8 protein-coding genes and 1 pseudogene are annotated in these 12,899 nt (G+C 46.1%); 5 read left to right on the plus strand and 4 right to left on the minus strand.

The window, feature by feature from the left end; translation table 11 throughout:
- The 4 genes and pseudogenes from ABW391_RS26240 to ABW391_RS26255 form a co-directional block, all read left to right on the plus strand.
- A pseudogene (locus ABW391_RS26240) lies at positions 1-762 on the plus strand (SusC/RagA family TonB-linked outer membrane protein); the annotation flags it as partial.
- Positions 763-797: 35 nt separating this feature from the next.
- Complete coding sequence (locus tag ABW391_RS26245) at positions 798-2,516, plus strand: RagB/SusD family nutrient uptake outer membrane protein (protein ID WP_353484875.1); 1,719 nt, start codon at positions 798-800, stop codon at positions 2,514-2,516.
- A gap of 175 nt (positions 2,517-2,691) precedes the next feature.
- Positions 2,692-4,026 (plus strand): Gfo/Idh/MocA family protein, encoded by a 1,335-nt coding sequence (locus tag ABW391_RS26250; protein ID WP_353484876.1) that lies wholly within the window; start codon positions 2,692-2,694, stop codon positions 4,024-4,026.
- A 147-nt stretch (positions 4,027-4,173) separates the two neighbouring features.
- A complete protein-coding gene (locus ABW391_RS26255; RefSeq protein WP_353484877.1) occupies positions 4,174-4,986 on the plus strand; it encodes an SDR family oxidoreductase in 813 nt (270 codons plus the stop codon).
- A 44-nt stretch (positions 4,987-5,030) separates the two neighbouring features.
- Here ABW391_RS26255 and ABW391_RS26260 read toward each other — a convergent pair whose 3' ends face one another.
- The 4 genes from ABW391_RS26260 to ABW391_RS26275 form a co-directional block, all read right to left on the minus strand.
- Positions 5,031-9,578 carry a hypothetical protein gene (locus ABW391_RS26260; RefSeq protein WP_353484878.1) on the minus strand — a complete coding sequence of 1,516 codons (4,548 nt, stop codon included), beginning with the start codon at positions 9,576-9,578 and terminating at the stop codon, positions 5,031-5,033.
- Positions 9,579-9,644: 66 nt separating this feature from the next.
- The gene (prmA, locus tag ABW391_RS26265) at positions 9,645-10,469 is read right to left on the minus strand and encodes a 50S ribosomal protein L11 methyltransferase (protein WP_353484879.1); all 825 of its coding nucleotides are present in this window, start codon (positions 10,467-10,469) and stop codon (positions 9,645-9,647) included.
- Between the two features lie 20 nt (positions 10,470-10,489).
- Positions 10,490-11,002, minus strand: a complete 513-nt coding sequence (locus ABW391_RS26270; protein WP_353484880.1) for a DinB family protein — start codon at positions 11,000-11,002, stop codon at positions 10,490-10,492.
- Positions 11,003-11,030: 28 nt separating this feature from the next.
- Positions 11,031-11,912: a bifunctional 5,10-methylenetetrahydrofolate dehydrogenase/5,10-methenyltetrahydrofolate cyclohydrolase gene (locus ABW391_RS26275; RefSeq protein WP_353484881.1), complete on the minus strand. Its 882-nt coding sequence runs from the start codon at positions 11,910-11,912 to the stop codon at positions 11,031-11,033.
- A 165-nt stretch (positions 11,913-12,077) separates the two neighbouring features.
- Here ABW391_RS26275 and ABW391_RS26280 point away from each other — a divergent pair.
- Positions 12,078-12,899, plus strand: an 822-nt coding sequence (locus ABW391_RS26280) for a PKD domain-containing protein (RefSeq protein WP_353484882.1), incomplete at its 3' end; no start/stop codon positions are given.

The raw sequence follows: 12,899 nt of genomic DNA on the forward strand, positions 1-12,899 counted from the left end.
TGGAGCACCGACTTGCAATTCACCCACAACAAAGAAGCCATCCTCGAATTGTTCAACGGTAAAGTGGATGACATCGGCAACGCCCGTTTCATTGGCCAACCCTTGACTGCATATTACGATTTCCAAAAAATCGGCATCTGGCAAACCAACGAATTGGATCAGGCGACCAAATTTCAACGCAAACCGGGAGAAATAAAGGTTGCAGACTTAAACGGAAGGGATGCAAGTGGAAAATTAACCGGTCAACCCGATGGAATTATCAATGCAGACGATCGCACCATTCTGGGCTCACAAGTTCCAGCATGGAGTGGCGGTATCACCAACCGCTTTGAATACAAAGGGTTTGACTTGTCCTTTTTTGTATTTGCACGGATTGGCAGCATGTTCACAAGCGGATTCCACTCTTCCTTCAACTCTCTGGCTGGCCGTTACAACAACCTGGACATCGATTACTGGACGCCCAACAACCCAACCAATGAGTTCCCACGTCCAAACCAAAACCAGGAATTCCCGGTTTATCAGTCTACCTTGACCTACTACAGCGGTACCTTTGTTAAAATTCGCAACATTAACTTTGGCTACAATGTACCGACCAAAAAGATTACAGGATTGCGTATCTTTACCAGTATTCAGCAGCCTTTCATTTTCTCGGAATACCGCTCAAAGTACAAAGGTATCGACAACGAAACGGATGGTGCGGTTAACGAAAACCAAACCCCTTCGGTGCGTCAGATCACCTTTGGGATCAACGCGAAATTCTAATTTTAAATCACTCATTCAAATAAAATTGTCATAACATGAAAAAAGTGCATGTTATTAAGTTTATAGCCTTTGCTGCGGTGTTGTTGTTTACACCCGCTTGTGAAGACCTTTTGGAAGAAGTTCCAGTCAGCCAGGTCAGTGGTTTATACCTCGACTCCAGGGCAGGTTTTGAAGATGCGGTAGAAGCAACTTATTCTACCTTGCGCGACTGGTACGGGCGTGAAGTTGCCTTCACCCTCACTGTATTCGGTACCGATACCTATACCATGGGTGCAGATGGAAGCTACAAGTTTGTGAACCAGTACACCTCACAAATGGATAGCCGTTTGGCACCTACCAGAGACATTTGGAACTTTTTCTATACGGCTATCAACACGGCTAATGCGGTGATTGACCGTGCAGGAACCAGCATCCCTGGTTTGGATCCAGCCATCCAAAAAGTTCGGGTTGCTGAAACCAAATTTTTACGCGCACACGATTACTTCTTGTTGGTACAAATGTTTGGTCCAATACACCTTACTTTGAAGCAAAATCAGGAAGTACAAAAAGTCGCTTTACGTACACCAGTACCCGAAATTTACAAAGCCATTCTGGCCGATCTAGAATCAGCTTTGGTTGATTTGCCAGTAAGTCAGGCTCAGTATGGTCGGGTTACCAAAGGAGCTTGCGAGCATTTGTTGGCAAAAGTATACTTGACCAAGGCAACTTCAGAAGCCAAAGCGGCTGACGATTTTGCGAAGGCTGCTACGCATGCCCAAAATGTGATCAAAAACTACAGCTACAGCCTGGTTGCTGATTACGCAAAGCTGTGGGAGCAAGGAGCTGCTGAAGTCAACAGTGAAGTCATCATGGCTTGCCAGTACTCCGCTGACCCGCTGACCAATTTTGGAGCCACTGCAGGTACCACCAACGTAGGCAGTGGGATTGGTGGCAATGCCAGTGGCAATGGCAACAATGGTCACTTGTACTTTGGTATGGAATACGATACCCAGGCAGGAATGCAACGGGATGTATTTTTTGGACGTCCATTTAAGCGTTTTATGCCTACTGATTACACATTGAGCATCGTATTTAAAGAATCGGATCGGGTCAATGATTCTCGCTACAAGAAGACTTTCCGCGATACCTGGTTGTGCAATCGCCCGGGTACATTCACCAACGTATTTGATCAATCCAAGAAGTCGTTGACTTTCGCCTCTGGTGATACAACCATCTTCATTCCTGGTTTTGAAATGCCTCTTGCAGAGCGGGCCAAGAAAAAATACCAGGTGCTAACGCCTAGTATGTACCGCCAGAACTTGTTCCCTACCCTGATCAAACACATGGATCAAACGCGTCCAGACCGTACCTATGAGCCGGGTAGCCGCGACTTTTTCATGTTCCGCTTGGCGGAAACACACCTGATTGCTGCCGAGGCTTTGATCATGCAAAATAAGGCAGCAGATGCAGTTCCACTCATCAACGCCGTGCGCCGCCGTGCTGCCTGGCCAGGAAAACAAACCGTGATGGAAATTACCCAGGCTCAAGCGACCATGGATTTTATCATGGAAGAAAGAGAGCGCGAGTTGTTGGGTGAAATGCACCGTTGGTTTGACCTCAAGCGTTGGGGCAACTTGGTACAGCGGGTGAGAACCTACAACGTAGACGGTGCACCAAACATCAAAGATTTCCACGTTTTGCGTCCAATTCCACAGGATCAGATCGACCGGACTACAGGTGGAGCGGCCAGCTTCCCTCAAAATCCTGGGTACTAAAGCAGAAAACGTAACTGCTCGATTTTTTGCGTCAGACTAATTGTCTTTTTTCAATTCTGCTTTCAAGTGCAACGGGTAAAAAAACTTTACCCGTTGCATTTCTACCACTGCTGCTTTTTAAATCTTTTTTTTAAGCACAAAGACTACTTTAATTTTTCAATCAATCTAAGCAAACATGGCAACCCGCAGAGAATTCATTATAAATACGGCAATGGCTAGCGCTGCTTTTGGTATTTCCGCCAAAAGTTACGCCCGCATCATCGGTTCCAATGACCGAGTGCGCGTAGGTTGTGTCGGCTTTTCAGACCGCTTTAGATCCTCTCACGTTCCTCCCTTCAAAGCCTTGATGAAGGAGATGAACTTTGAAATGGTCGCTTTGTCCGACATCTGGAATCGCCGTCGTGACGAAGGGAAAGCGTTCATCGACAAGCAATTGGGCAGCAATGTCAAAGTTTTCAACAACAATGACGAATTGTATGCTTCTAAAATGGTAGATGCGGTGTTCATCAGCACTGCCGACTTCCAACACGCCATTCATACCATTGAAGCGGTAAAAGCGGGTTGTGACACCTATTCCGAGAAACCCTTGGCCGAAACCATGGAAGACAACCGCGCAGTACTGAAGGCAGTGCGCGATTCCAAGCAAATTGTACAGATTGGTTCTCAGCGCCGTAGTGGTTCCAATTACCACGCCGCCAATGACTTCATCAAATCCGGCAAGTTTGGCCCGATCGTGATGGTGGAATTGATGTGGAACGTGAATCAACCTGGTCGTTGGAGACGCTCCGAATTGGTCAAAAACCTTAAAGAATCCGACGTGGATTGGAAGCGATTCCTGATCAATCGTCCAGTAGAAGCATTTGACCCACGGAAATACCTCGAATACCGCCTGTTTTGGCCTTACTCCTCTGGTATCCCTGGACAATGGATGAGCCACCAAATTGATACCGTGCACTGGTTCAGTGGCTTGCCTCACCCCCGCAGCGTAGTGGCCAATGGCGGCATTTACCAATGGAAAGATGGTCGCAAAAATCCGGATACCCTCACCGTAGTGTTTGATTACGGCCCCCTCAATGATCCTACTTCTGGATTCCAGGTGCAATTCACTTCCCGTTTTTCCAATGCGGCAGGCGACACCAAGGAATTGTACTACTCCAATGGAGGCATGATCAACCTGGATACCAACGAAATCTCCGCAAATGGTGGTTTGCGGGAGCGGGAAGCTGCTGCCATGGGACTCAAAGCCAACTTGTTGGAACCTTTCAAACTGGAAGGCATCAAGGTAGCTACCGATGCCAATACTGGTGGGGATGAACTGACATTCAACCACATCAAAAACTGGATGGAATGCGTACGCAGCCGGAAAGAACCCAATGCGCCAATTGAAGCAGGATACCAGCACTCTATTGCAACCATTATGTCCAATGCGGCTTACCGCACTGGCGAAAAAGTTACTTTTGACACCAAAAAACAAGAAGTATTGGCTGGTGGTAAAGTTTTCAAATATTGACCGCCACGAAAAAATAGTTGATATTAATTAATGTGGTCAACTACTTAAACTTGGGCAGGGTGTTCTTTATTGATACCTTGCCCAAATTTTTTACCAATTGGTAACAAGACTATTACTTAGTTCAGCCGTCAAAAGCAGTTTCAAATCATGAATTCAACTTTAACACTACAGGATAAAGCCATCATCGTAACTGGAGGAACCGGAATACTTGGAAACTCATTCATTAAAGGAATCGTGGCCGCAGGTGGAGCAGTGGGCATTTTGGGTAGAAACGAACAGGTCGCTACTGAGCGGGCAGAAGCAATTACCAAGCGTGGAGGTAAAGCCATTGCCCTGATTGCCAATGTAATGGACGAGGCTCAACTGCTCTCGGCGCAAGTAAAAATGTTGGATGCTTTTGGCCGTATCGATGGCCTGGTCAATGGGGCAGGTGGAAACATGCCCGGCGGTGTAGTAGGCCCTGACCAGGATGTATTTTCCTTGAACATGGAAGGATTGCGTCAGGTAATGGACCTCAATTTGTACGGAACTTTGGTTCCTACTCAAATTTTTGGCAAAACCATCGCAGAACGTGGAGGCAGCATTGTCAACATCTCATCGGTGTCTTCCACCTCTGCCATTACCCGCGTTTTGGGATACAGCCTGGCCAAATCGGCAATTGACAGCTATACCCGTTGGTTCTCCTTGGAATTGGCCAATCGGTATGGCGATAAAGTTAGGATGAATGCCCTGGTGCCAGGTTTTTTTCTTACCGAACAAAACCGCACGCTCCTCACCAATCCTGATGGCAGCTTCACGCAACGCGGTGAGTTGATCGTGCAAAATACGCCTTTTAAACGCCTTGGCAGCCCCGATGAGTTGATTGGCGCCCTGGTCTGGTTGCTGAGTGATGCATCCAGTTTCGTTACCGGCACTACGGTGAAGGTAGATGGCGGTTTTTTAGCCTTTAGTGGGGTTTGATGTATGGTTGTAGAGACGCGGTGCATCGCGTCTCTACAACCCAATTATTTTTTCCCTACGGCCTTCACCCTTTGTACGAATGCCTGAGCGCGATTGTTGTCTACAAATTGCATTTCAAAATTTTCACCATCCTCCATTTTCAAGACCAATTCTGTCTTTTTCATTTTTGCACCTTCGTCCATGAAGCGGCTGTCATTGGAGGTCATTTCCAGGATGCCCTGTTTGTAACCAAAATAATAGTAGATGTCGTTTGGCAATTTGAGGTACAAGTACACTCGATCATCGTCGTTACTGGGCATTTTAAATTCAACATACCCTGTCACGATCTTATTGGACATCTGACCGTTCATAGAAATCACGCCCAATTTGTCTTTGGTACTCACAAAGGATTGATAGTCCATGTCCCAGCGCATTTTCAAACCTGACAACAAGAAGTTAAAGGCATTGAATTTTTTGGGCAATTCCAGCAGGCCAGAGCTGAGTTCCGATACCGATTTATCCACATCTTCCCCGGCAGGAAGCAACATCCCCAAGCGTTTTTGGTAATAGGGCAAATCGGTCAAATAATTAACCGTTTCTGTACCAAATCCGGCGGCTTCCAATTCGTTTTGCACAATGCGCATCAATTTTTCGGGAACGCGCAGGTTGATGCCCGTCATGATGTCGATGTCTACAGGTGGTGGTGGCGTTTTGCCAATCAAGCTGTCGGGAATATTCTGAAACTCGCCAAGAATGCTTCCAGCGGCATCCACTGAAACATACTTGAGCGCGCTGCCGATGTTGAGCTTTCCTTCGCCTTCTACTTTACCCGTTTTATTGTTGAACACCAATTTTGATCCTCTGGTACTGTTGGCCATCACCTTGATAGAATCTCCAAAAATGAAATGGTCTTTCGCCGGGTCGTATTTAAAAACACCTTTGGTGGGCAAAATGGGTCGATCTTTGCGGAAATAAAGCGGCATCATTACCGAAGGGTATACAAAGCTGGATTCTTTGCTCAGGTAAAACCCGGTCTCCAACGGCACGCCATCAATGCTTTTCGGGGAATCGTATCGGATGGCCAATTTGGTTTTATCCCCTTCACTTTTGAGCGTAAACCAATGCCGAATAGGCAGTTTATCCGCTTCTAGACGGGCAAAACCATCAAATTTCAAATTGACCGATTCCGATGCAAGGTTGATCGTTCCGTAAAAGGAAGTTTTTTTGTCGATGATGAAACTATCCGATTCTTCAACGGTGCCTTGGGCACGGGTAGCTACCCGTTTTTCACTGGCTTTTCCTTTACCTACGCGTTGCCCCACGATGTTATCAAACTCAATTTCTTGCTTCTTGTCCCCTACATTGTACTCATAAAACCCTTTGGCCCAGTAATCTTTCTTGCCTTTGATGGCCACTGTAGCCCGGTTGATTTTATGGTTTTTATTGAGCGTATCACAAACGATGGTCGCATTGTGCAAGGAATCCATGATGGCTTTGGGCTGAATGAGTACCGTGCCGCTATCCGGAATAATTAAAGCGTCGGCAGTGATGATAAAGGGAACTTCAGTGACCCGGAGCAGATACGTCTTTAAGTCATAAGATGCTCTTTTCCCTTTAAACCGGAGTGAATCCTGATCAGGGTGAACCGAGGTAAAAATGCCCATTTTGGTGGAATCTGACTTAAACCGCACCATGGAATTTTTCATTTCCCAAATGAATTCGTTCATCGAGGTCACGTACTGGTTCAGTGGCAATTTGGTTTCCAGGTATTCATCTAGGGCTTTGAACCGACCCATTTGTTTGTCAAAATCAACGTCACTGCGCAAGCGGTCGGATTGAATGGCGATCGACCCAACTTCTTCAGCTTTGATCTTCAAAGCGGTGGTGTCTGCTTTTGCAGAAAAGGCACCAAAATTGAATTGTTTGGAGGTCATGGCGGCTTGAGACCAGTCCAATAATCCATTGCCTTTGAGCCCTCCCGGAGTCAGGGTCAAAGAACCCGTCAGGGTATGTTCGCCAGACTTAAAGATTTCAAAGGCGTTTTTTTGAGAACGCACGTACATGCTGTCGCGGTAAGGTTTCCAATCCAGGCGCACCAATTCTCCATGAACCTGAGGCACTTCCTCATCCTTGCTGCGTTTTTCAGCCAGGTTAAAATCTTTGGCACCAGCCAACATTTGTCGGGGACGGAAATAAACGTCTTCAGATTCCAGGGTAGCACCCAAGTACTGTATTTTACCTTTGCCCCACAATCCTTTGTTGCTCAGGTCAATTTCGCCAGCAAAGCGGCCTTTTACCTTGTAAACCGGATAACCCTTTTCAGGTGTTTTGTGTATAAAACCCAAGGAAAAATCTTCTTCCCGCATTTTGAGGATTTCTTCAAAATCTGGAAAAATTTGGGCAGAAACCATTTTGCCCTTGAAGGTCACATTTTCTTTGACGTAGTTGTCCAAACTATTGAAAAAAAAGGGCTTTAGTTCAAAATAAAAAGAGTCCCGCTTGTAAAGCGTGTCTTTGACGAATGGATTCTTTTTGCCGTCGTAATACTTGCCATCGTAATACACATAACTGGTTGAACGGCTATTCAGGTTGGGAAAAATCGGCACATCGTTTTTGCCACTGCGGTTGCCTTCGGCGTCAATGATCAGGGTCGCTTTGAAATTTTCAATGTCAGAAGTCAACGCATAAGGGTTGATTTCGTCCATTTTGTGGGTTTTGGGCAGTTTATCCGGCACAAACAAGCGCCAGTATTTGATGGAATCACTGCTTACTGAAAATTTGCCGTAATCAAAATGAAATTTGTTGCTCCGCAGCTCACTGAAACCCGCTTTGAGCATCCCTTTTGAATCGATGTCCCGGTTTTGACGCATGGTAATGGTTGCACCTTCCGGTATGATGCCTACTTGTTGTAAGCGGCTGTATTCGAGGGATTTAACACCAGTTATTTTTATCGAGTTGTCTTTTAAGTTGAGGATGGCATTGGCACTATCGGTTTTGGACAAAATCCGCAATTGGTCGTAATCCGAGCGTTGCATGAATGAATTGTAATAATGCTGCACCTTGTCTTGCACGTGCATCAGGAGGCTATCAGCATCATACCGGATGTAACCTTGACCAACCAGATCGTAAATCAAGGAAGTGATGTTGTCCACTTTGAAAGCGGGATTGAGTCGACGTGCAAATTCATCGGCATAAATGTCCTTGGTTCCAATTTCATCAGTAAGTTGTTTGAGTTTTGCCAGGGGATTTGTCGTAGAAATGCTCTGCATCTGCTCATAATCCTTTTTGTTGAAATACTGCAAAGACTCGAATTTGACCGGCTCTTTGCTGGAAAAGCTCACCGCTTTGTCACCGATCACGACCGAATCTTTGGCCAGGTAGGCCTTGAAGTTATCGGCGTCAAAGTTGATTTGGTGACTGGAACTAAAAAACGGGTTGCGGTCGCTGCCCCTTTCTCCCCGGTACAATTGTAGTACCTGATCCTTGATGGTATACCGAAAGTTTACAGACGGATGATAAAGGGAGTCTTTTTTGTAATAAAAAACGGCTTCTACCCCTTCGCCACCAATTTGTTGCCCCCTTCTCACGGAAAAGCGATTGGCGGTTCCCTTAAAGATGCGCTGGTTTTTTTTATCGTAAATTTCAATAATTGCTTTCCGATTGGCCGATCCTGTGCCGTAAATCGTGGTGCCTTCCAGGTTGAAACCACCCCGAAAGCGCACGCCATCTGCAAAGTTTTTGATTTCTATTTCCTTGTTGGCCGAGTTGAACCGAGGATAAGACCCCTGGCCATCAGCAGAAACTTTGTCGCTAAATTGCCCAGGAATTTTTTGATTGCCAAAATATTGAGGATAAACCAAATAGGCTTGATCGGTTTCATAGATTCCTTTTTGGACATCCAACTTGTAATTTCCAAGCTCCGTGATGACCGTAGAGTCTAATCCAACGCGTTGCCATCCTACTTGCCCCCCTTTGCCAATCCATTCACTTTTTAGCGGATAGAAAATTCCACTGGTGTTGGCCAGGCGGATGGAATCCGTTTTGCGGGAGGCAACGAGGTTTCCTTCCTCCATCATCAGGTATGGTTGTTTGTTCTTATACCTCAAATGAGTCTTATCTGAATAAATCTTCCAGGTTGTTCCTGCCAACTCAGCCTTATTCAAGGCTTTGTATTTAAAATATACATTCGAAAACCCTATGAAATCACTAAATTGAGTGGTTTGATGTGCACCCGACATCAACAACGAATCGAGGATTACATGCCATTCTGCAAATCGCTGCTCATCAGGCATGGTGCTTTTAAACGCAATAAGGGTGTTGAGGTAAGCCTGAAAATGGGGATTGGGGCTTAGCCGTTTGCTGAGCATTTCGTTACAGGTTTTTACAATGCGCTCGCTTTCTATGGTTGAAAAGCTCCCTGCTCGAAAAATACCGTCAAATTCCTTGTACGTTTTTTCTAAAACTTCACTTTTTGTAGCGGTCATGAATGCCCCCAGTTGGGAAAGAAATTCGGGGGTTTCTACCGCAAATTTTTCAGGGCGTTGAGCTGAAATGGCTGTGATTGAGCCCAAAAAAATCAGTATAGCAATTGAATGGCGAAAAAAGATTTTCATGAAACACATTTTGTCCGGGAAATTGAAGTAGTGGGGTATTCAACCTTAACAAATCACCAGAATCTGTCAATGCTGCAACCGAACTGCCAACCAATTGCCTTTCTCTAAAGAATTTACCGGAGAAAAACCATGTTGGCTTGCTTCAGCCAGAACCAATTCCCGATCCGTTTTGAGGATTCCGGAAATGAGCAAAATACCGCCTTGTTTAAGTTTCTGTTGTAACGTTGGAAATGCATCCAAAATTACGCCACGGTTGATATTCGCTAAAATAATATCATAACCGCTTCCTTCTACAACGCTTAGATCGCCCAAAAGTGCATGCACAGCGGTTGATACCTGATTGATTTTGGCATTTTCAAGGGTATTTTCAAAAGATGGCGGCTCGATGTCCACCGCATCAATGTGACTAGCGCCTTGCTTGGCCGCCAGAATGGCCAGAATACCCGTACCACAACCAAAATCAAATACGTATTTGCCTTTAAAATCAATGTCTTCCATCAACTGCATCACCATGTGGGTCGTTTCGTGGTGCCCAGTCCCAAATGCCATTTTGGGGTTGATGATGATTTCGTGCTGCACTCCTACCATCGGAGCATGAAAGTCTGCCCTTACCCCACAAAAATCACCAACGGTAATGGGCTGAAAATTGGACTCCCAAATGCTGTTCCAGTTTTGGTAGGGAATTTCCAAAACCGTAAATTCAACCTGAAATGGCGCCACAATCTCTTCAACCTCTCCGCTGAAAGCTCCAACATCGGTGGGCATTTGTACGAATGCCTGTAAAGCCTCCGGCCCTTCTTCAAAAATTTCAAACGACAATTCGCCCAAAAGTGCTACCAAAATTTCCTGCAAATCTGCCGCTGCTGGAAAAGTATACTGTAGATAATTCATTGTTGAGATTTGAGCCAGGTTCAATTGGCCTCTTGTTGACGAAATTTGATGGTAGAAGGCGCCACGCCAAAATTTTTATCCCGTAAGAGTTGCGGAGCTTCGCTTTGCAATCCAATTTTGATCATCGCCAAATGGTGCACCGCATGATCGTGTACAAAGGTGATCTCACGACCGATAGACGAAGGATACTCAGGTCGGGACGCATCCGAAACGGGTGAAAGATCTGCACGCACCCTTATTGGCATTTGCTCTTCTAAAGTCAGCAAATAAGCCATTTTCTGTTCAAAAGCAACCAATGCGGAAAGTGGGTTTTGTTCAATTTCAAGGTCTCGGTCGCGTTGGGCATAATCAACAACTCCGGCTTGTACCCCCTTTGACAAGCACTGAAAAAAGTCATAAATGTGCCGAAAATGTTGCCCTATTGAAGACCCATTGTAAAGTTCAAGGGGGCTTCGGTAAAGCTCTGCTTCAATCTGAGACAAAATGTCCCTGATTTGTTGGACAATGTTTTCAATTCCCTGTTTGCCAGTCATTTTTTATTGTTGCATTTAAAATTTCAAGCTACCCATAAACTTCTCCTCTTGCCGATTTCAAGGTATTGATCAGCAGGGCGACCACCGTCAACTGCCCTACCCCACCCGGTACCGGAGTAATCCAGGAAGCTTTGGGGGCAACGGCTGCGTAATCTACATCCCCTACGAGTTTGTACCCCGTTTTGGATGTTGGATCTTCCACCCGATTGATGCCCACGTCTATCACCACTGCTCCTTCCTTGACCATGTCGCCCTTCACAAACTCAGGGACGCCAATCGCTGCAATGATGATGTCAGCCTGCAAGGTATGCGCCTGCACATCTACAGTACGGCTATGGCACATGGTCACGGTTGCATCACCAGGATAGCCTTTGCGCGACAGCAGCACGCTGATGGGTGTACCTACAATGTTGCTGCGCCCCAGTACGACCACTTCCTTGCCCGAAGTGGGGATGTCATAGCGCCGCAGGATTTCCAGGATGCCCATCGGAGTCGCTGGCAAATAGCAAGGCAAGCCTTGCGCCATGCGGCCAAAATTGACCGGATGAAACCCGTCTACGTCCTTGCGGGGTTCGATGGCCAAGGTAACCTTGTGCTCATCGATGTGCTTTGGCAGGGGCAATTGTACGATGAAACCATCTACCGAACTGTCGTGGTTGAGCTGTTCTACAATTTCGAGCAGTTCTTTTTCGGAAATGTCTGCTGGACGATGAATGAGGGTAGATTGAAAACCTACTTCTTCGCAGGAGCGAACTTTGTTGCGCACATAAGCTTGGCTTGCAGGGTTTTCGCCTACCAATACTGCCACCAGGTGGGGCACTTTACCGCCTTGCTTTAGAATGGATTCGACTTCTGTACGCAGTTCTGCTTTGATTGTTTGGGCAAGTTGCTTGCCATCTAAAATTGCCATCTTGTTTCTACTTTACGCGTCAAAGGTACAAACTAAATCTTCCAACATTTAAACCTTTTCTTTACATTTGTTCGCCCGGTATTTGCGTTATCAAGTTTTGCTTTGAACTTCAATTATTGTTAGTTCGTTTTAAGCACTTACGTAATTCCGAAAACCAATTCTCCCATGGTAAAAATGATACGCATCTTGGTGTTGTTGCCAATGCTGAGCTTTTCAACAGCCATCTTCGCGCAATTCATTCCCTTAGCAGACACCACCATTAGTGCTTGTGGAGGTTTTCTTACCGATTCTGGAGAGCGCAATTTCAATTATCGCGCCAACGAAAATCTGGTGATGACCATCTATCCCGTCCCTGCACAAGGGCAAAGGGTGCGCCTCAATTTTCCAGCCATCAACCTCGGTCGCGGAGACCGCTTGTGCTTTTACGATGGCAAAGACACGCTGGCGCCATTGTTGCGCTGCATCGATTTTTCGTTTGGCAACCAGGCTTTTTCGGTGCAATCCTCCGCTAGCAATCCCGACAGTTGCCTGACCATTGCTTTTCGATCCGATGCCAGTGCCGAAGCCGCGGGCTGGATAGCCAGCATTGAGTGCATTCAGGTGTGCCAAAATTTTGAAACCGCCCTGCTTTTTGCAGATCCTGCGGTACTCCCTCAAGATACCAACACCATCAATCTATGCCCTGGAAGCAACGTCTTTTTGCGGGCAAAAGGCGTGTACTCTCAAAATCAATTGCTTTATCCTCAAAATGATAGTACCACAATTTTTACCTGGGATTTTGGAGACGGCGTCGTTCGAACCGGACGGGCTGTTGACCATATCTACACCACACCAGGTGGATACAACGTCCGGGTGAGTGCGGTAGATCAACAAGGTTGCCGCAGCACCAATGTTTTGAAGAAAAAAGTTCGGGTAGCGCTACCCCCAAGTTTTAGAACCAATGTTGCTTTGTTGCCTGAAATCTGTGCAGGAGACACCTTGAAAATC

Origin of the sequence: Haliscomenobacter sp. (genome assembly GCF_040403615.1) — a bacterium.
Taxonomy (GTDB): domain Bacteria; phylum Bacteroidota; class Bacteroidia; order Chitinophagales; family Saprospiraceae; genus Haliscomenobacter.